Source organism: Porphyrobacter sp. YT40, assembly GCF_006542605.1.
In the GTDB taxonomy this organism is placed as follows: Bacteria; Pseudomonadota; Alphaproteobacteria; order Sphingomonadales; family Sphingomonadaceae; genus Erythrobacter.
Genome location: NZ_CP041222.1, coordinates 3,211,386 through 3,230,642, shown reverse-complemented (window position 1 = coordinate 3,230,642; position 19,257 = coordinate 3,211,386). Strand labels below are relative to the sequence as shown.

The following is a 19,257-nucleotide window of genomic DNA, read 5'->3' as shown; positions in this document are numbered from 1 at the left end:
TTTCCCCCACGCGCCTCGGCAAATTCTGGCTCCTGTCTGGCGACAATCCGTCAGACAGGAGCTTTCTTATGAGCAATCAATACGCAATGGACTACGGGGGTGATGCACCCCAGCAAAGCGGCATGGTCGCCGCGCCTCAGATGGTAGCGGGTCAGCCATACCAGGTTCTCATGCCTCCCCAGAAGAAGCGTGTCTCGGCCGGAGCGGGCATGTTCTTTGGCATCATCCTCTGCGGCGGCGTTCTTTATGGAGCCGAAATGTTTGCTCCTGCCGAACTGCGCCCCTCGACCGTCACTGGCTCTTATGGCGGACGCTATACTGCCGAGATCAAGGCACATGATCTGGAGACACATGCAGCGTATCAAAACTGGTCCGAAGAGGTGAAGGTCAGCGTGGCGCAGCAGCAAGAGCAATACCGCGCCGCTGCGCAAGCCATGCTCAACAACTATCAGGCGGCCTATGATCGTTCGCGCATTTATGCGCAGACGACGGCGCAGCTCCAGCAAGACTATGTGAACCAGCGCACCGATATCGCGCGGCAGCAACAAGGCACCGATCAGCTCGTCATAAACTTCGCGCGACTCTGGGGTCGTGTCTCGAATGTTCTTGAGCCTGGCAGCGGCGATGACGCGCTCGAATATGCCGACAACATCGGCGGCGAGCTTCAGGACGAACTCGATGATGCGGTGCAGAACGGCGTGACGGTTTCGGTCGATGGCTGGGACACAGGGCTTCCGCCCCCTGCCGAAGTGCGGGCAACGATTGAGGCGATGCCGCCGATTACGTTCCCTGATCTGCCTGAAATCAGCCGCGACGCGCAAAGCGAAGGCGAGGAGTAAGGGAATGCGGCTGGAACAGATGGCAGCGTTCCTGCCGCGCCTTTTCTCCATGACGCGCGAACTCGACCGCGCCGAGCGGGAAGAGGAAGCGCGTCAGCGCGCCGCATGGCAGCAACATCTTATGGCGATTGCCGCTCCTTCGGGGCAACTCGGAGACGGACGGCTTGCCAATCTCGAAGACCTGAAAGCCGCTGGCCTCCTAGAGGCTGGCGGCCTCTTCTTGGGAGCACTTCATGGGAAGATGCTCTTCTTTGGCGGGGAAGGTCATCTCCTGACCTATGCCCGCACGGGGTCTGGCAAGGGGCGAGATCTGGTCCTGCCCAATCTCGCCCATGTTCGTGATCGCAGCCTGATCGTCGTGGACGTGAAGGATGGCGAGAACTGCTTTGCGTCACGCGAGCATCGCGAGGGGGAGCTTGGGCAACCCTGCATCTACCTCAACCCGTTCGGACTGCTGGGCCTGCCCAATACCCGCATCAATCCGCTTCAGGTTCTCATCGACATCGTGCGCGATGGCGGGGAGATCGACACGCAGGCGGATGAGATTGCGCAGACCATCCGCCCTGTGAATCCCAAAGAGGGTGATAGCTGGGTCGGTAAAGGCTCGGTGCGTCTTATGTCGGTGCGTGCGGAATATGGAGCGCACTTTGATACCACGAATTGCACGCTCGGGGGGCTGTGGAAGTTTGTGAATGCCTCGAATGCAGAGCTGGAACGCGAATTTCAGCTCATGGCGAGCTGCGGGATCGAAGGGATTGAAAGGAAGGCGGCGGCGATGGGGGCAACCTATGCCGACGCGCCGAAGCAATTTGAGGCCTATCGGTCAGACGCAATCGAGGCTCTCTCAGCCTTCGAGATCGGTAAGACGCTCGACCGTGCAACGTCCGCGCATGATTTCGACTTCGGAAGGCTCAAGCACGAGCCTTGCACGGTTTATCTTATCACCCCTTCCGACAAGCTTGGTGTCGCCGCGCCTTGGGTAAGCCTCATCGTGAACTATGCAATCGAGGCGATTGCTTGCGAGCGCGGGCCTGTCCGCACGACATTCCTTCTCGATGAATTCCCTCAACTTCCGCCTGCGCCTGCCATTATGAAGGCGCTGCGGCTTTATCGGGGTAAGGGCATTCAGCTCTGGTTCTTCGCGCAAGGCCGCTTCTCGATGGAAGGGCGCTGGTCGCAGGATGCTGTCAAAGAAATCGAGGATCAGGCCTCGATCCTTAACATGACGGGAATCGAAGACCCTTCGATGATGCGCGATGTTGAACGCTGGTCGGGCAATCGCACTATCGTCACAAGAGGTCAGAATATCGGTGGCGGCGCGGTTGAGACCGCTGGCACCAATCGCGGCGAGAGCCGCAGGCCTGTCCTTCAGGCCGAAGATATTCGCGGAATCGGCGCGGGACGGCAGATCATCAAGATTGCAGGGCTCCCACAACTGGCGGTTTGTAACCGCTTGCCGTTCTATGAGGTCGAGCCGTGGAAATGGCAGATCGGCGACACGCGGAAGCTGCATCAGGGTTTCGAAGGTGGGTGAACCTTCACTTCTCCGATAATGTCTTTGTCAGTGATCGTCGGAGTTTCCCCATGCAGCTCTGTTTCCGTCCTGATACGTGTCAATAGCTCCGCAAAGCGCTGGATGGTTTGCCATGCGTAGGTGAGGCCGTCGAGGCTGCCTGCGAGATACTCCTTGTACTCAGCAAGAGCAGCCTTGATCGCGGGCTCGTTCTCGGATGTGAACACCATGTCTTTGGCGGCTCCGCCCCAAATTTTGCCATTGGCCGAGAGCAGCGGATAGTGCAGCGTCGGGACGACGTTTACCCTTCCGCACGGCACTTCACGCACCTCGCAAAAATGAAAACCTGCGGAACGACCTACGGGAGCCACATGCACAATGTTGTTCCGAAGATCGGTCAGGATACTCAACCAGCCTTCGCCTTCCCCTGCCTCGAGAAGCTCGGCGCCAACTGGCGAGGAAGTTCCCTTTGCCTTTTTGAGGAAGGAGCTGAAGCGCGTCACCTCTCCATCACCCCTGATAGCAAATTGCCAGACGATCTCTGCGATCAAATCTCGGAATGAGCCGGCATCGGCGACGAAGGCATGAATTGCTGCGTCGATTTCGCGCATGTAGGAATTGCTGAAGAGGTGGCCAGGCTTGGTATCGTCGGCGACGCCCGCTCTGAGAACACGATTGTAAGCGCTGCTCAGTTCCATCAGCCGGATGTCGAGCAGATCGAGGTAAGTGACGCAGCGGGATGCTGCGTCATAAACCTGCGCCTCTCCTGACCGTGATGCGGAATGCCTGATATTTGACCAGGCGCGCCGTTCGTCCATGACTCTGAAGCCGAGCGTGGGGAAGAAGCACTCCCAATCCGCCGCCATGCGTCCCTCCCATGTCAAGGGATGGGGGAACTCAACCCCGATTGCATTCTGGCTGAGGCCTCCGAGCGTGGCGTAAAGCTGCTCGTACTTGGGGGTCGCAAAGCGCAATAGCTGCTTGTTCGGCGCGATCTGAATAAGGACGGATTCAGCTCGGCCATCAACGGCGCGCAGCCCGCCGAGAAGATGGACAATCCGCGCTGGCTTCCATTCCTTTTTGCCTTCTGGTTCGGGCTTCTTTGCCATTGCTTGCTTTGATCCGCACTCTGAGCCGATGATTTTCAGGATTTGGTCAAGTTTCCAGCCGAGATCAAATCTCCGCTATCCCTTGTCCTATATGAGTTTGCGCTAATATCCATATTTTTCATAAGTTTGCATAATTCAAACTTCACATGGTAAAATGAAGTTATGATCGCGAAGATCGCGATTTGGTGACGTGTGGCGGGACAGGTTCCCCCCAGAAGGAGCAAGTATTCAGAGTAACTGAAACCCGCGTCTAGAGTTGGAATTCACCGTCTTGAGACGGGAAAGGGAACGCGGGTGTCGCTTCTTACGCCTGAAGAATTTGAACGCTATCGGCAATGTGTGGCCGACATTGATCTGCCTGATGCCGAGAAGGATGAACTGATCGGCATTGTCGCGCAGATCATGGCGCATTTCGTCGATGCTGCCTTCGGCGAGACGTCCGAGCAGATTATCCTGTCAGCGAGGGAAAATGGCGCTTTTCCAAGCTCTGCGGAGTGTGGTAAGCTTCGCGATATTTCTGAAAATCAAAGAGTTGACCTCGGTTACGAGGGCGCGAGCAACATAAGAGAACCCTGAGAGGGCAAGCGCCATGACCGCACAGACAAACAAGAAAGCCGTGATCTATTGCCGAGTAAGCTCGGCAAGGCAGGTCACACATGGAAACGGGCTCGAATCCCAAGAGAGCCGCTGCCGCGAATTCGCACAGTATCGCGGCTATGAGATCATTCAGACATTCAGCGACGATATGTCGGGCTCGGTCATTGGCCGCCCTGGCATGCAGGCCATGCTCAAATTCCTGCGCAGCAACAGGAAGAAAGAGCTGGTCGTCATTATCGACGATATCAGCCGCCTTGCGCGTGGCCTCGAAGCTCACCTGCAACTGCGCGGCGCAATCGCTTCTGCGGGTGCGACGCTGGAATCCCCGTCAATCGAGTTTGGCGAGGATTCAGACAGTGTCCTCGTCGAAAACCTGCTGGCGAGCGTGTCTCAGCACCAGCGGCAGAAGAATGGCGAGCAAACCAAGAACCGCATGCGCGGACGCATGTTGAATGGCTATTGGGTTTTCAAAGCCCCGTGGGGCTATCGCTTCCAGCGCCAATCCGGTGGCGGCAAGCTGATGGTGCCTGATGAGCCTTTGGCCTCGATCATCAAAGAAGGCTTGGAAGGCTTTGCTAGCGGACGCTTCGCGTCACAGGCTGAGGTGAAGCGCTTCTTTGAGGCGCAGCCTGAATTTCCGAAGTGTCGGCATGGCGTTGTGCTGAACGAGCGCGTCAATCAGCTCCTCACGCAAACGCTGTTCTCAGGGTATCTGGAATTCCCCGAGTGGAATGTCAGCCTGCGCAAGGGTCAGCATGAGGGGCTTATCAGCCTCGAAACTTTCGAGCTGATCCAGAAGCGCCTCAAGACCAAGGGCTATGCGATCACCCGCAAAGACCTCAATGAGGACTTTCCATTGCGGGGCGTGGTCTGCTGCGCTGATTGCGGTCACCCAATGACCGCTGCATGGTCAAAGGGACGGAACTCCCTCTATCCTTACTATATGTGCCGCCAGCGTGGCTGCTCTGGCGAGAAGAAGTCCATTCCTCGTGCTCGGATCGAAGATGCGCTGCACGATATGGTGAAGGCTCTCACGCCTGCACCGTCCCTCTTTCGACTCGCAAATGAGATATTCCAGGACTTCTGGAAAAAGCGCGCCAATGCTGGCCGCGAGCGTATCACTCAGATGCGCGTCGAGATCGGGCAGATTGAGCGCAAGCTCGCTCAGGTCGTGGATCGGCTTGTCGAAGCCGATAGCGGAGCGATTGTGCGGGCCTATGAGCAGAAGGTCGATGAACTCGAACGTCAAAAGCTGATTCTGGCCGAAAAGATCGCAAAATGCGGCACGCCTGCTCGCGACTATCAGTCAACTTTTCAAACCGCTCTCAAATTTCTGGCAAACCCTTGGAATCTTTGGGAAAGTGGTCGGTTGGAAGACCGCCGCGCTATGCTCAAACTGGTGTTTGGTGGGAAGATCGTGTTCGACCGTTTTGAGGGCTTTCAAACCCCTGAAATTTCCTTGCCGTTCAAGGCGTTAAGGGCGATTTCTGGCCCCGAAAAGGAAATGGTGCCGGCTGCAGGGATCGAACCCGCGGCCCCCTGATTACAAATCAGGTGCTCTACCATCTGAGCTAAGCCGGCGCACCGCAAGGCTCGCCCCTAACCGCATTCGGGCGTGCCCTCAAGAGGCGAGAGCCGACGCGGACGACACCCCGCGCCTCAGTAGTTCCACTGGGCCTGCACGCGCAGGATCTGGCCTTCGGCCTGTCCAAGGCGGCGTTCGTCGGCTTCCTTGCGTTTGGCGAAGCCATAGGTCGTGGTGATCTCGAGCGAGGGGTCGATCTGGAATTCGAAGCCCAATTCCAGCTCCTCGGTCTCCAGCCGCGGCGCGTTGACGGCGGCCTTGTACCCGCCGCGGTAATATTGCCAGCGCGCGAAGGGATAGAAGGGGCCGATCGGCGAGCGGTCGATCTTGCCCATCACCTGCACATAGCCGCCGTCGAGCGGGCGTTCCTCGATCTGGCCGGTGGCGGGGATGAATTCCGGGCCGGTGCCCCAGTTCCATTCTGCCTGCACGCCGAAGGGCTGGGGGTAGAGGATCGCGTGGATGTTGACGCGCTCGTCCTTGAAGCCGACCGGGCTGACCCCGCCGGTGCGGATTTCGGGGCGGATTGTGTTGCGCATCACCGATCCGCCGATCTCAAGCACCTGACCGTCCAGCCCCAGCCCGTCCAGTTCGAACGGCCAGGTCGCAAGGCCGACCAGCATTACGTTGTCGTCGGCCTCGGTGCGGTTGATGCCCTGACCGTTGAAGGCGCCGAAGCCGAAGGCACCGTAATTGCCGAAAAGCTTCTGCCCGTCTTTCGCCAGCCGGTCCCAGATCGCCTGCACGCGGGGCGGGGTGTAATAGGCGACGATCCCGAGATCGCGTTCGCCCGGCGCGGCGGTGTTGATCCCGTCGGTCCGGTCGAGCGCGAGGCGGTTGGAGGAGGACTGCATGTTCTCCCAGCCATAGGGCACCTTCGACTGGCCGAGGCGGATGCGGAAGGACTTGTCGCCGGTGGGGAAGACATCGGCATACATGTCGCGCAGGCTGACCGTGCCCTCGCGCCGCTCGCCGACCGACTGGTTGGAGACCGCGGCGGCGAAATCGGGCTGGAAGTAGAGCGAGACGTGATCGTTGAGATCGCCCTGCAACACCATACGCAAGCGGCGGAAGGTGAAGTTGCTGTTGGCGTTCACGCCGCTGTCGTGGATCGTGCGCAGGCGGGAGATCCCGGCGGGTGCGCTGGCATCGCCCGAGACGATCTGGTTGAAGCGCAGCTGGGTATAGCCACGCAGCCGCAGCTTTTCATACCATGCCTTGGACTTGGGCGCGGGCGCGGCCGCGCTGGCGAGACGCGGATCGCCTGCCGGGGCGGGGACGGGGGCCGCAGCCAGCGCCGGGGCAGGCGTTGAACCGGTGATGGACGCAGGCGAGGCAGGCGATGCCGCGGGGGCGACAGGCTGGGCCTGTTGGGCCGATTGCAGCGCCATCACCATCGCCTTCAGCTCGTCGATCTGGCGTTGCAGATCGGCGATGGTCTGCGCCGAATCGCCCTCTTCCTGTGCGCGGGCGGGCGCATCCGGGAGGCTTTGCGCGGCGGCACCGCTACCAAGATTGGCAAGCAGGGCGAGCGCGATCGCGCCGGACGAGCATCGCAGCGAAAGGAGAGACATGGACAGCAGCCTTTGCGGTTCGACAGGCCCCGACAAGGGCGCTTTCGGCGCGGGCACTATGTCGGTTTGATGTCACTTGCGTGACAAATGTGACCGAAATTTTGCCGTGATGTGGCAAGCCTTGGCTAGAGCGCGCCGAAGGTCCAGCCCTCGGTGCGGGCGATGGCGGGGGTCAGCGCGGGCGGGTGCCACAGTTCGCGGGTGGCGTGGACGCGGCGCAGCCAGGCGGCGGTGAGCAGCGCGTCGGAGGAGTGATCGTCGATCGCGCCGTGGCCTGTGACCGGGGGCGAATCGAGCTGGCTCAGCGCGTCGCTTAGCGCTTCATAGGTGCGGATCTTGGTCGCCGTTCCCGTCACGCCGCCCAGCCTTGCGGCCATCGCGGTGTAGATTTCGGTGATGACCGAGCCTTCACCGGGCAACGGATCGACCGGCCAGACCGGCACCTTGCGCTCCAGCCGGTGGAGCATCCGCATCCCCGTCAGGCTCGATTTGCCGACCTGCGCTGCGCCGACGAGGTTGAAATTGCTCACCGGCCGCACGCCCGCCGCGCGCTGCGCGTGTTCGGCGATGCGGAAGCGGCCTTCGCGGGTGGCGGCGCCGGGGAGGAGAAACCGGTCGCCCTCGGCCCCTTTGCCGTGGCGGAAATAGCGCGAGGCCTGTTGGTGGGCGAGGAAGCCGCCCGCTTCGAGATGGGGATCCTCAGCGCACAGCCCATCGATCAGCGCCCACAGCGCGCGCGCATCGGCGGGCGAGGCCTCCCAATCGGGGAAGAAGGCTCCGGCATCCGCGAAGGGCAGACTGATGCCGAGGTCGAGACCGACCAGCGTCGGTTCGCTCAGGGATTGCAGCAGCACCAGCACCTCGCTGCGCGCCCAACCTTTGGGATCAGGCGGGGCAAGCAGCACCGGGGGCCCTCCCTCGGCCCGTGCGAGCGCCAGCGCGATGCCCTTTTGCCGCGCACCCTTCGCACCCGACCAGTCGACCGCGAGAAAACGGGTGAAGCGGGTCAAGGATGTGCGCCCCCGCGCAGGCGGGGGCCTTTTTCGAGGAAGCGCCATTTTGCCCGAGGTCCCCGCCTGCGCGGGGTCTCACCCATTTGATTTCTCCCCTCGCAGTTTGTCCCAGTAATCCAGCCGCTTCTTCACCTCGCGCTCGAACCCGCGTTCGACGGGGGTGTAGAATTCCTCCGCCGCCATGCCTTCGGGCCAGTAATTGTCGCCCGAAAAGCCCTCGGCGGTGCTGTGGTCGTAGGTGTAGCCCGCGCCATAGCCGATGTCCTTCATCAGCTTGGTCGGCGCGTTGAGGATATTGGCGGGCGGGGCGAGACTGCCGGTCGCCTTGGCTGATTTCCACGCCGCCTTTTGCGCCATGTAGACCGCGTTCGATTTGGGTGCCGTGGCGAGGTAGAGGCAGGCCTGCACCAGCGCCAGCTCGCCTTCGGGCGAGCCGAGGAAGCGGTAGGCCTCCATCGCCGCCATGCATTGTGGGAGCGCCTGCGGGTCGGCCATGCCGATATCCTCCACCGCCATGCGCACCAGCCGACGCGCGAGAAACAGCGGCTCCTCGCCTGCGGTCAGCATCCGCGCGAGCCAGTAGAGCGCCGCCTGCGGATCGCTGCCGCGCACAGCCTTGTGGAGCGCCGAGATGAGGTTGTAGTGCCCGTCGCGATCTTTGTCGTAGACCGCCACGCGGCGTTGCAGAAGGTTGCCGAGCGCTGCCGGATCGAGCGGGTCGGTCAGCCCTGCAGCATAGAGTGTCTCGGCCTGCCCGAGCAGAAATCGCCCGTCGCCATCGGCCTGCGCGATCAGTGCTGTGCGCGCTTCGGGGGTGAGGGGGAGGGGGCCTTCGAGGCCTTCCGCTTTTTCGAGCAGCGCGGCCAGCGCATCCTCGTCCAGCCGGTTCAGCACCAGCACCTGCGCGCGACTCAGCAGCGCGGCGTTGAGCGCGAAGCTCGGGTTCTCGGTGGTCGCGCCCACCAGCGTCACCACGCCGCGCTCGACATAGGGCAAGAAGCCGTCCTGCTGCGCGCGGTTGAAGCGGTGGATTTCGTCCACGAACAGCAGGGTCTTGCGACCCGCCTTCGCCATTTTCTCGGCCTCGGCGAAAGCCTGCTTGAGGTCGGCGACGCCCGAAAAAACCGCGCTGATCGCGGCGTAGCGCATCCCCACCGCATCGGCGAGCAAGCGGGCGATCGAGGTCTTGCCCGTGCCCGGCGGCCCCCACAGGATCATGCTCGACAAGCGTCCCGCCGCGACCATTCGCCCGATCGCGCCTTCGGGGCCGGTGAGATGCTCCTGTCCCACGACCTCGGCGAGCGAGGTGGGGCGCAGCCGATCGGCCAGCGGCGCGTCGGCATCGGGATTTGCCACGGGGGGCGGAGTTGCGTCTTGTCCGAACAGGTCAGTCATTCATCGGAGGAGATAGGCACATCGGCGGAAAAGGGAACCGCCGGGCGGCGCATCTCTTGTAACGATAGGTCTGCGATATATCTTGGAGCTATCGTAACGCATAAGGAGCCCGCAATGACCTGGAACAGATATGGCCGCGGCGGCGGCTGGGAGAAATTCGCCGAGACCATGGCGATGATGGCGATGCAGAACGCCGGGAACATGAACTTCGGCCCCGGCATGAAGGCGCGCTGGCAGTTCGACAGCGACGAGACCGAGGGCGAACGCGAGGAGCGCGGGCCCGGACGCCGAGGTCGTCGCGGGCGGATGTTTGCGCAGGGCGAATTGCGCCTCGCGCTGCTGGCGCTGATCGCCGAGCAGCCCAGCCACGGCTATGAACTCATCAAGCAGATCGAGGAAATGACCGGCGGCGCCTATGCCCCGAGCCCGGGCGCGGTCTATCCGACGCTGCAACTGCTCGAGGATGAAGGGGCGATCGAGGAAGCCGAGGCCGAAGGTGCGAAAAAGCCCTTCGCCGCGACTCGTCAAGGCCGCGACGAGCTCGACAGCCGCAAGGACGAGGTCGAAGGCCTGATGCGCCGGCTCGGTCGCCACGGCGAGCGCACCACCACCGTCCGCTCGCACGACGTGTTCCGGGCGATGGGCAACCTCGGCTCGGTGCTCAAGAACCGCGCGCGGGCGGGCAAGCTCGACGAGGCGACCATCAACCAGATCGTCGACATGATCGACGAAATGGCCAAGCGCATCGAGCGCCTGTGACGCCGCCGTTGCCCTAGCCGCGGCAAAGGCATATTCTCTCCCTCGTCCGGGTCGCGCCGGAATGGGGGAGGGGAACGCCCATGACAACCGATGGCAACGCCCAGGCCAGTGCGCCCTGGCATCTCTGGGTAATCGGCGTGCTGACGCTGCTGTTCAATGCGATGGGTATCCTCAGCTACATGACCACGCAGCTCGGGATGCTCGCCGAAATGGGCATGACGCCCGAACAGATCGCCTTCATGGAAAGCTTCCCCGCCTGGTCCACCGCTTTCTGGGCGCTGGGCGTGTGGGGCGCCTTTGCGGGTTCGGTGCTGTTGCTGCTGCGCTCGCGCTGGGCGGTCGCGGCGATGGTGGTGGCGCTTATCGGGCTGGTCGGGACGACGATTGCGGAGACCGTGGTGCTGGATGTGCCCGCGGGTCTGGAAACGCCCCTGCCGCTGAAGGTAGCGATCTGGGGGGTGACTCTGGGCTTGTCGTTCTATGCCCGCCGCATGGCGCAGGCAGGCGTGCTGCGCTGACCGCGATCAGGCGCGCCCACCTCGCCGTTCCCTGACCAGATCGACATAGGTATCTGCGACGACCGCGTTGATGGCTTCCCAGCTGTATTCGCAGGCGCGCGTCTCGCCTGCCGCGCCGTGGGCGGCGCGCAGGGCCGGGTCGGCGCAATAGGGGGCGAGGGCGGCGGCGAAGGCGGCGGCATCGGTCTTGAGGTTGCCCGTGGGCGCGACCAGCTGCCCCGTTACCCCGTCCGCCACGAGGCTGGCGCTGCCGGTCGCCCCGGCGGCGACCACCGGAAGCCCGCTCGCCATCGCTTCCAGGGTGACATTGCCGAAGGTCTCGGTCACGCTCGGGTTGAAGAACACGTCCCCGCTGGCGAGCGCTTGGCCGAGACCCTCGCCGGTCTTGAACCCGGCAAAGATTGCGCCGTCAGGCAGGTTCGCCTCGAACCACCCGCGCGCCGGGCCATCGCCGATCACCAGCACCTTGTGGCCTGCGCCCTGCTCGCGCAACCGGCGGATGGTTTCGGCAAAGACGTCGAGCCCCTTTTCCATCACCAGCCGCCCGAGGAAGACGATGGCGACGTCGTCATCCGTAAGCCCGAGGCTGCGCCGCCATTCGGGATCGCGCCGCGCGGAGGAGAAGATCGTGCGGTCGACTCCTCGGCTCCACAGCCCGATGCGGGTGTGCATCCCCATCGCCCGCAACTCGTCGATCATCGATTGCGAGGGCGCCACCAGCGCATCGCAGCGATTGTAGAAGCGCTTCAGCCCCTTGATGATCAGCGGTTCGAGAAAGGCCATGTTGTAATAGCGCGGATAGGTTTCGAACCGGGTGTGGACGCTGGCGAGCACCGGCATATCGTGCGCCCGCGCCCAGCGCAGCGCGGCGTGCGCAGCGGGATCGGGGGAGGAGAGGTGGACGATATCGGGCGCGAAGCCTTCCAGATCGCGCTTCACCGCAGCGCCCAGATGGGTCGGCATCCGGTATTCCCCGCGCCCCTTCACCGGCATCGGTATATTGGGCAGGCCGACAAGATCGCCGGTCGCGGGAAAATCGGGATTGGCGACCTTGGGCGAATAGACGCGCACCTTCGCGCCGCGCCCGAGCAGCGAGCCGACAAGGCGATTGAGCGCCTGATTGGCCCCGTCGCGGGTGTAATTGTAGTTGCCGCTGAACAGGGCAATGCGAAGATCGGATACGTCCATGGAGCCGCCCTGTTAGGCGAGGTCTGCGGATATTGCGAGAGGGAGGTTGCAGCGCCTCGCTCTTCGCCGTCGGCCGGCAAGGAACTTCCCCGGCGCGCCGATATTCATTGACTCGTCACCCATCCCCTCTAAAGCCGCCGACGGGCCACGCGGTCCCAACGCCGCGCGAGCTCTCTGCAAGGAGAGAATACATGACTGACTACGTCCGCGGGCTCGCGCATGAGCCTGTGCTGAAGCCTGAGCGCCCCTTCTTTTCCTCGGGTCCCACGGCAAAATTCCCCGGCTGGTCGCTGGACAAGCTCAAAACCGAATCGCTTGGCCGCTCGCACCGTTCGGCGCTGGGCAAGGCGCGCTTGAAGTACGCGATCGACCTGTCGCGCGAACTGCTCGGCATCCCTGACGATTACCTTGTTGGCATCATGCCCGCGTCGGACACCGGCGCGATCGAGGCGGCCATGTGGGCGATGCTCGATCCCGCGCGCCCGGTGACGGTCGCGGCGTGGGAGAGCTTCGGCAATATCTGGATTCAGGACGCGGTGAAGCAGCTCAAGCTGCCCAACCTGCAGGTGCTGACAGCCGATTACGGCGAGATCCCCGATCTCACCACCATCCCACAGCGCAATGATGTCGTCTTCACCTGGAACGGCACCACCTCGGGCGCGAAAATCCCGAACACCGACTGGCTCGAGCCGGGCCGCGAGGGGATCACCATCAACGACGCCACCAGCGCGATCTTTGCGATGGAGATGGATTGGTCGAAGCTCGATGCGACGACCTATTCCTGGCAGAAGGTGATGGGCAGCGAAGCGCAGCACGGGATGCTGATCTTGAGCCCCAAGGCCGTCGCCCGGATCGAAAGCTACGATCCGCCCTGGCCGATGCCCAAGCTGTTCCGGATGAAGAAGGGCGACAAGATCAACGCCGGCATTTTCGCGGGCGAGACGATCAACACGCCTTCGATGCTGGCGACCGAGGATTACATCGCCGCGCTGGAATGGGCCAAGTCGATCGGCGGCCGCAAGGCGCTGATCGCGCGGGCCGATGCCAATGCGCAGATCGTCAAGGACTGGATCGAGGCCACCCCGTGGCTGCGGAACATGGCGTCCGATCCGGCGCAGCAGACCAACACCGGCGTGTGCATGGTGTTTCAGGGCGACTGGTACGACAGCCTCTCGGCGGACGACAAGGCCGCCGTGCCCAAGAAGATCGTCAAGCTGCTCGAAGAACGCAATGTCGGCTTCGATTTCAACGGCTACCGCGATGCGCCGCCATCTTTACGCATCTGGTGCGGTTCGACCGTCGAGCAGGAGGACGTCAAGCGCCTGCTGCCGTGGATCGAATGGGCCTACGAGAAGGTCAAGAACGGCTGATTGCTGTTCGTGAGCCCCCGCGAAGGCGGGGGCCTCATGCCTCCCATTGATTTCATGTCTGCCTGAGGTCCCCGCCTGCGCGGGGACTCGCACCCGCCAAGGAATTCCCCATGACCCGTCCCAAAGTTCTTATTTCCGACAAGATGGACCCCAACGCCGCGCGCATTTTCGAAGAGCGCGGCTGCGACGTCGATGTCATCACCGGCGAAACGCCCGAGCAGCTGATCGCCCGCATCGCCGAGTATGATGGCCTCGCCATCCGCTCCTCGACCAAGGTGACCAAGGCGATCCTCGATGCGGCGACCAACCTCAAGGTGATCGGTCGCGCGGGGATCGGGGTCGATAACGTCGATATCCCCTACGCCTCGTCGAAGGGCGTGGTGGTGATGAACACCCCCTTCGGCAACTCGATCACCACCGCCGAACACGCCATCGCGCTGATGTTCGCGCTCGCCCGGCAATTGCCCGAGGCGAACGCGCAGACGCAGGCAGGCCAATGGCCCAAGAGCGGGTTCATGGGCGTCGAAGTCACTGGCAAGACGCTGGGCCTGATTGGCGCGGGCAATATCGGCTCGATCGTCGCCAGCCGCGCGCTGGGCCTGCGCATGAAGGTCATCGCCTATGATCCCTTCCTGACCGAGGAACGCGCGGTCGAGATGGGCGTCGAAAAGGTCGATCTCGACACGCTCCTGTCGCGTGCCGATTTCGTCACGCTGCACACCCCGCTGACGGACGAGACCCGCAACATCCTCAGCCGCGAGCGGCTTGAGAACGCCAAGAAGGGCATCCGCATCATCAACTGCGCGCGCGGCGGACTGATCGACGAAGCCGCGCTGAAGGACTGCCTTGAAAGCGGTCAGGTTGCAGGCGCGGCGCTCGACGTGTTCGAGACCGAGCCGCCGGCTGCCGATCACCCGCTGTTCGGCACCAAGAATTTCATCTGCACTCCGCACCTCGGCGCCTCGACCACCGAAGCGCAGGTCAATGTTGCGCTGCAGGTGGCCGAGCAGATGGCCGACTATCTCGTCAACGGCGGTGTCACCAACGCGCTCAACGTTCCCTCGCTGAGCGCCGAGGAAGCCCCCAAGCTCAAGCCCTACATGGCGCTTGCCGAGAAGCTCGGCAGCCTCGTGGGCCAGCTGGCGCATGGCAACCTCACCCACATCAGCATCGAGCGTGAGGGCGCTGCGGCTGAATTGAACGGCAAGCCGATCACCGCCGCCGTGCTGTCGGGCTTCATGCGCCGCTATTCGGACACGGTGAACATGGTCAACGCGCCGTTCCTCGCCAAGGAGCGCGGGCTCGACGTGAGCGAGATCCGCCACGACCGCGACGGCGCGTTCAACACGCTGGTGCGCGTGACGGTGGAAACCGCGCAAGGCCCGCGCTCGGTCGCGGGCACGCTGTTCGGGACGGAATCGCCCCGCCTCGTGGAAATCTTCGGCATCGGGATCGAGGCGGAACTGGCCGGGCACATGCTCTACATCGTCAACGACGACAAGCCGGGCTTCATCGGCCGCATCGGGACGCTGCTGGGCAGCCATGGAATCAACATCGGCACCTTCAACCTCGGTCGCCGCGAAGCGGGCGGGGAAGCGGTGCTGTTGCTGAGTCTCGACGAGGCGCTGCCCGCAGCCGTGGTCGCCGAAGCCGAGAAGCTTGAAGGCGTGAAGCTGGTCAAGGCGCTGGCGTTCTGATCTCCTACCTACCCGCGTCATCCCGGACTTGATCCGGGATCGCTCACAGTATGGCGCCGCGCCTGCCGACAGCGATCCCGGCTTTCGCCGGGATGACGATTTGGGTAGGGGCCTGAGAATATGACCCAGCCCAACGACCTCCTCCCCGAAGGCCTCGAAGACCGTCTGCCTGCCGAGGCTGCGCGGATCACAGCCGCAATGCGTGCCTGTCTCGATGTGCTCGATGCGCATGGCTATGACCGCGTGCGCCCGCCGCTGCTCGAATTCGAGGCCTCGCTCGCGGGGCGCATGGCGGGGGTGACCGTGGGCGAGACCAGCACCATGTTCCGCTTCGTCGATCCGGCGAGCTTGCGCACCCTCGCGCTGCGCAGCGACATGACCCCGCAGGTAGGCCGCATCGCCGCCACCAGCCTTTCCGCTGCGCCGCGCCCGCTGAGGCTGGCCTATTGCGGCGACACCGTGGTGATCAAGGCAAGCCAGCTCGACCCCGCGCGTGAGCGGCTGCAACTGGGCGCGGAGCTGATCGGCAGCGATAGTGTCGCTGCGGCGAGCGAGGCGGTGATGCTGGCCATCGAGGCGATGAAGGCCGCCGGGCTCACCGGCATCTCGGTCGACATGACGCTTCCCGATCTGGTCGATACCCTCGCCGAAAAGGCCTTCCCCCTCGCGCCTGACAGACGCGAGGCGGTACGCCGCGAGCTCGACACCAAGGACGCGGGCGGATTGCGCAGCGCGGGCGGCAGCGCCTATCTGCCGCTGCTCTATGCCACCGGGCCCTTCGACAGCGCGCTCGCCGCGCTGCGGGCGGTGGACGCGGGCGGGGCGCTCAAGTCCCGGCTCGACGGGCTGGAGCAGATCGCGGCGGCGATCGGCGATGCCGCCCGCATTACCCTCGACCCGACCGAGCGCCACGGCTTCGAATACCAGACATGGTTCGGCTTCACCCTCTATGCCGAAGGCCTGCGCCGCGCCGTGGGGCGGGGCGGTACCTACCGCATCGCCGGAAGCGACGAGCCCGCCACCGGCTTCACCCTCTACCTCGACCGCTTGGCCGAGGGCGCGCCCCAGCCAGAAGCGGCGCGCACTTGCTACCTCCCGCTGGGCCACGACCGCGCGGCAGCGGCGCGGCTGCGCTCCGAAGGCTGGCGCACCGTCGCGCAGCTCGCCGAAGGTGAAGATGCCAAGGCGCTCGGCTGCGGCTGGGTGCTCGACGGCAGCGAACCGCGCAAACTCTGATCCGCCAAGCCATGGCACCAGACCCCGCCTTCGTGCGTTGAGCGGGCATGAGCACATCGATCGAAGACCTTCAGCGCGAAATGGAAGCGGCGGTGCGCGCGCTTGATTTCGAGACGGCGGGGAAGATCCGTGACCGAATCAACCTGATGCGCGGCGGGGCCAGCGCGGCAGAGGCTGCGCAGGCGGATACCTCGGGTCTGGTTCGCCAGCAACCGGGCGCCATGGGGCTTGGCACCAGCCGGCAGCGGCCCGTTCCGCCGCCGGACTGGAAACCGCCGCCCAAGCCTGATCTCAAGACCTCCGGCCGGAAGCGCAAATAGGGGCTGCTGGCCGCAGGTGCGGCGCGAGAATCACGCGCCGAACACTTTCGCCAGCCAGGCATCCATCACCGGGGTTGCCGGGTAGTCGGGCTCGCCGAGCTTCCGGTTGATCTCGGCGTGGCCGCGCAGGCCATCGCCGGGGAAGCTGCCGATCTCGACCGCCGTTCCAGCGCGCCGCAAAGCTTCGGCAAGCGCCTTGTTCTGCGCCACGCCGTCTTCGCGCTGGACGTGGATCAGCAGGAAGGCGGGGGCATTGGGCGCAGTGGCGTGGGCGGTGGGCGAGAGCGCTTTCTGGCGCGCGGGATCGGTGCCGAAGGCCTGTTCGTAAGTACCCTTCATCATCGGCCCGGCCTGCTTCATCTGCGCCGCCACGTCATAGGCCGCACCGTCATTGGGCATCACCCCGTCGATATCGGCGAAGGAGAGGCCCGCCGCCTTCAGATACCGCTCGTCCGTCCCCACCAGCGCCACCAGATGCGCGCCGGCGGAATGCCCTGTCAGCACGACGCGGCTGCGGTCGATCCCCAGTTCATCCGCCCGTTTCAGCAGATAGGCGAGCGCCGCGGCGACATCCGCCGCCTGCTGCTCCACCGTGGCGGCGGGCACCAGCCGATAGTCGATCGAGGCGAAGGCATAGCCCTGTTCCATCATGTGCGCGGGCATCGCGCGGCCCATCGCGTTGTCCTTCGACCCGCGCTTCCACCCGCCGCCGTGGACGAACAGGACGAGCGGCGCGGGCTCGGTGCCCTCGGGCACCCATAGGTCGAGCCCCTGCAAGGGATCGCTGCCATAGGCGAGCAACTGCGGCGCGGGCGCGGTGCTGGCGGCGGCGGCTCCGGCGCGGCGTCCGGCGGCACCCTCACGCCCGCCCATCCGCTCGCGCAAGGCAGTGCGGCACCCGTCGGATAGCTCGGCGGCCTTCTCTCGCAGACACGTGCGCATCTGGCTGCGGTCGCTTCCGCAAAGCTGCACGATCTCGGCGCGGCACTGCTCAGGCAAGCGCTCGCTCCCGCCGCCGCGCCGCTGCTGGGCGAGGATCGGGGTGGCGAGCACCGCTGCGGCGGCAAGGATGGTGAGGGTCTTGGCGGCGGTGTTCATGGGCGCAATCCTTGTGGCAGTCCTGCCGCGTCAACGCCGCACGCGCGCAAACCCTTCGCGGGCCGCTTGCGCCGCCCGCTCCGAACGCCTAGGCCCCCGCGCGGTTTCCCGCCTGTCGGACAAAGGATTGAAATGGCCAACGTCACCGTGATCGGCGCCCAGTGGGGCGATGAGGGCAAGGGCAAGATCGTCGACTGGCTCGCCAGCCGCGCCGACGCCGTGGTGCGCTTTCAGGGCGGGCACAATGCAGGCCATACCCTCGTAATCGACGGCAAGACCTACAAGCTCAGCCTGCTGCCCTCGGGCATTGTCTCGGGCACGCTGTCGGTGATCGGCAATGGCGTGGTGCTCGATCCCTGGGCGCTGCGCGACGAGGTCGCCAAGGTCGAAGGGCAGGGGGTTGCGATCACCGACGAGAACCTCGCCATCGCCGACAACTGCCCGCTGATCCTGCCGCTGCACCGCGACCTCGACGGACTGCGCGAGCAGGCGGCGGGGAAGGGCAAGATCGGCACCACCGGACGCGGGATCGGCCCGGCTTACGAGGACAAGGTCGGCCGCCGCGCGATCCGCGTGTGCGACCTTGCGCATCTCGACACGCTGGAGCCGCAGCTGGATCGCCTCTGCGCGCATCACGATGCGCTGCGCGCCGGTTTCGGCCAGCCGCCGGTCGACCGTGCCCAGCTGCTCGAAGACCTGCGCGAGATCGCGCCCTTCGTGCTCAAGTTCGCCCAGCCGGTGTGGAAGCGGTTGAAGAAGGTGCGCCGCGCGGGCGCGAAGATCCTGTTCGAGGGCGCGCAGGGCGTGCTGCTCGATGTCGATCACGGCACCTACCCCTTCGTCACCTCGTCCAACACGGTGAGCGGCACCGCCGCGTCCGGCAGCGGCCTCGGCCCCAATTCGACCGGTTTCGTGCTCGGGATCGTCAAGGCCTACACCACCCGCGTCGGCTCGGGCCCGTTCCCGACCGAGCTGGAGGATGAAATCGGGCAGGGCCTGGGCGAGCGCGGGCATGAATTCGGCACCGTTACCGGGCGCAAGCGCCGCGTGGGCTGGTTCGATGCCGTGCTGGTGCGCCAGTCCTGCGCCATTTCTGGCGTCACCGGCATCGCGCTCACCAAGATCGATGTGCTCGACGGGATGGAGAAGGTGAAGATCTGCACCGGCTACCGCCTGCGCGGCAAGGTCTACGACTACCTCCCCAGCCACGCCGCCGATCAGGCCGCGTGCGAACCGATCTATGAGGAAATGCCCGGCTGGCACGAAAGCACCGCGGGCGCGCGGAGCTATGCCGATCTCCCGGCGGCGGCGATCAAGTATATCCAGCGCATCCAGGAATTGATCGAGTGCCCGGTGGCGCTGGTTTCGACCTCGCCGGAGCGGGACGACACGATCCTGATGCGCGATCCCTTTGTGGATTGAGTTTTTTGGGGGTGCGGGGTTATC

At 64.2% G+C, this 19,257-nt stretch carries 19 protein-coding genes, 1 tRNA gene and 1 pseudogene; 12 read left to right on the top strand and 9 right to left on the bottom strand.

Annotated elements, in window-relative coordinates; genetic code table 11:
* Window positions 1-68 precede the first annotated feature (68 nt).
* Both E2E27_RS18810 and E2E27_RS15265 read left to right on the top strand, forming a co-directional pair.
* Entirely contained in the window at window positions 69-839 is a 771-nt protein-coding gene (locus tag E2E27_RS18810) for a hypothetical protein (protein ID WP_181443470.1), read from the top strand.
* A gap of 4 nt (window positions 840-843) precedes the next feature.
* A complete protein-coding gene (locus tag E2E27_RS15265) occupies window positions 844-2,373 on the top strand; it encodes a type IV secretory system conjugative DNA transfer family protein (protein WP_181443469.1) in 1,530 nt (509 codons plus the stop codon).
* Here E2E27_RS15265 and E2E27_RS15260 read toward each other — a convergent pair.
* Entirely contained in the window at window positions 2,352-3,461 is a 1,110-nt protein-coding gene (locus E2E27_RS15260; protein ID WP_141460561.1) for a hypothetical protein, read from the bottom strand. The genes E2E27_RS15265 and E2E27_RS15260 overlap by 22 nt on opposite strands.
* A gap of 294 nt (window positions 3,462-3,755) precedes the next feature.
* Between E2E27_RS15260 and E2E27_RS15255 the strand changes: the two genes are divergently transcribed.
* Entirely contained in the window at window positions 3,756-4,037 is a 282-nt protein-coding gene (locus tag E2E27_RS15255; RefSeq protein WP_141460559.1) for a hypothetical protein, read from the top strand.
* A 13-nt stretch (window positions 4,038-4,050) separates the two neighbouring features.
* A pseudogene (locus E2E27_RS19260) lies at window positions 4,051-4,455 on the top strand (recombinase family protein); the annotation flags it as partial.
* Here E2E27_RS19260 and E2E27_RS19085 read toward each other — a convergent pair.
* Together E2E27_RS19085 and E2E27_RS19080 are read right to left on the bottom strand one after the other, a co-directional pair.
* Window positions 4,408-4,560: a hypothetical protein gene (locus tag E2E27_RS19085; protein WP_234036081.1), complete on the bottom strand. Its 153-nt coding sequence runs from the start codon at window positions 4,558-4,560 to the stop codon at window positions 4,408-4,410. The pseudogene E2E27_RS19260 and the gene E2E27_RS19085 overlap by 48 nt on opposite strands.
* 201 nt (window positions 4,561-4,761) lie before the next feature.
* On the bottom strand, window positions 4,762-4,950 hold the full coding sequence (locus E2E27_RS19080; protein WP_141460557.1) for a hypothetical protein: 189 nt from the start codon (window positions 4,948-4,950) through the stop codon (window positions 4,762-4,764).
* 3 nt (window positions 4,951-4,953) lie between these two features.
* Between E2E27_RS19080 and E2E27_RS19255 the strand changes: the two genes are divergently transcribed.
* On the top strand, window positions 4,954-5,601 hold the full coding sequence (locus tag E2E27_RS19255) for a recombinase zinc ribbon domain-containing protein (protein WP_353653638.1): 648 nt from the start codon (window positions 4,954-4,956) through the stop codon (window positions 5,599-5,601).
* Here E2E27_RS19255 and E2E27_RS15235 read toward each other — a convergent pair.
* The 4 genes from E2E27_RS15235 to E2E27_RS15220 form a co-directional block, all read right to left on the bottom strand.
* A tRNA-Thr gene (locus tag E2E27_RS15235) sits at window positions 5,564-5,639 on the bottom strand. The genes E2E27_RS19255 and E2E27_RS15235 overlap by 38 nt on opposite strands.
* A 78-nt stretch (window positions 5,640-5,717) precedes the next feature.
* Entirely contained in the window at window positions 5,718-7,217 is a 1,500-nt protein-coding gene (locus tag E2E27_RS15230; protein WP_141460553.1) for a porin, read from the bottom strand.
* A gap of 125 nt (window positions 7,218-7,342) precedes the next feature.
* Window positions 7,343-8,227 (bottom strand): hypothetical protein, encoded by an 885-nt coding sequence (locus E2E27_RS15225; RefSeq protein WP_181443468.1) that lies wholly within the window; start codon window positions 8,225-8,227, stop codon window positions 7,343-7,345.
* Window positions 8,228-8,305: 78 nt separating this feature from the next.
* Window positions 8,306-9,625 (bottom strand): replication-associated recombination protein A, encoded by a 1,320-nt coding sequence (locus E2E27_RS15220; protein ID WP_141460549.1) that lies wholly within the window; start codon window positions 9,623-9,625, stop codon window positions 8,306-8,308.
* Between the two features lie 114 nt (window positions 9,626-9,739).
* Here E2E27_RS15220 and E2E27_RS15215 point away from each other — a divergent pair, with 114 nt between their 5' ends.
* Both E2E27_RS15215 and E2E27_RS15210 read left to right on the top strand, forming a co-directional pair.
* Window positions 9,740-10,384 carry a PadR family transcriptional regulator gene (locus tag E2E27_RS15215; RefSeq protein ID WP_141460547.1) on the top strand — a complete coding sequence of 215 codons (645 nt, stop codon included), beginning with the start codon at window positions 9,740-9,742 and terminating at the stop codon, window positions 10,382-10,384.
* Window positions 10,385-10,464: 80 nt separating this feature from the next.
* The gene (locus E2E27_RS15210; RefSeq protein ID WP_141460544.1) at window positions 10,465-10,902 is read left to right on the top strand and encodes a hypothetical protein; all 438 of its coding nucleotides are present in this window, start codon (window positions 10,465-10,467) and stop codon (window positions 10,900-10,902) included.
* 6 nt (window positions 10,903-10,908) lie between these two features.
* Here the strand turns inward: E2E27_RS15210 and E2E27_RS15205 are convergent, their stop codons facing one another.
* The gene (locus E2E27_RS15205; RefSeq protein ID WP_141460543.1) at window positions 10,909-12,090 is read right to left on the bottom strand and encodes a glycosyltransferase family 4 protein; all 1,182 of its coding nucleotides are present in this window, start codon (window positions 12,088-12,090) and stop codon (window positions 10,909-10,911) included.
* A 191-nt stretch (window positions 12,091-12,281) separates the two neighbouring features.
* On the opposite strand from E2E27_RS15205, the gene E2E27_RS15200 reads away from it, so the two are divergent.
* From E2E27_RS15200 to E2E27_RS15185, 4 genes are all read left to right on the top strand, one after another.
* Entirely contained in the window at window positions 12,282-13,460 is a 1,179-nt protein-coding gene (locus E2E27_RS15200; protein ID WP_141460541.1) for a phosphoserine transaminase, read from the top strand.
* 110 nt (window positions 13,461-13,570) lie between these two features.
* Window positions 13,571-15,157 (top strand): phosphoglycerate dehydrogenase, encoded by a 1,587-nt coding sequence (gene serA, locus E2E27_RS15195; protein WP_141460539.1) that lies wholly within the window; start codon window positions 13,571-13,573, stop codon window positions 15,155-15,157.
* Window positions 15,158-15,277: 120 nt separating this feature from the next.
* Window positions 15,278-16,393: an ATP phosphoribosyltransferase regulatory subunit gene (locus E2E27_RS15190; protein ID WP_141460537.1), complete on the top strand. Its 1,116-nt coding sequence runs from the start codon at window positions 15,278-15,280 to the stop codon at window positions 16,391-16,393.
* A 47-nt stretch (window positions 16,394-16,440) separates the two neighbouring features.
* Window positions 16,441-16,713 (top strand): UvrB/UvrC motif-containing protein, encoded by a 273-nt coding sequence (locus E2E27_RS15185; RefSeq protein ID WP_141460535.1) that lies wholly within the window; start codon window positions 16,441-16,443, stop codon window positions 16,711-16,713.
* 30 nt (window positions 16,714-16,743) lie between these two features.
* Here the strand turns inward: E2E27_RS15185 and E2E27_RS15180 are convergent, their stop codons facing one another.
* On the bottom strand, window positions 16,744-17,586 hold the full coding sequence (locus tag E2E27_RS15180; RefSeq protein WP_502705543.1) for an alpha/beta hydrolase: 843 nt from the start codon (window positions 17,584-17,586) through the stop codon (window positions 16,744-16,746).
* Window positions 17,587-17,943: 357 nt separating this feature from the next.
* Here E2E27_RS15180 and E2E27_RS15175 point away from each other — a divergent pair, with 357 nt between their 5' ends.
* Window positions 17,944-19,233, top strand: a complete 1,290-nt coding sequence (locus E2E27_RS15175) for an adenylosuccinate synthase (RefSeq protein WP_141460531.1) — start codon at window positions 17,944-17,946, stop codon at window positions 19,231-19,233.
* Window positions 19,234-19,257: the final 24 nt, after the last annotated feature.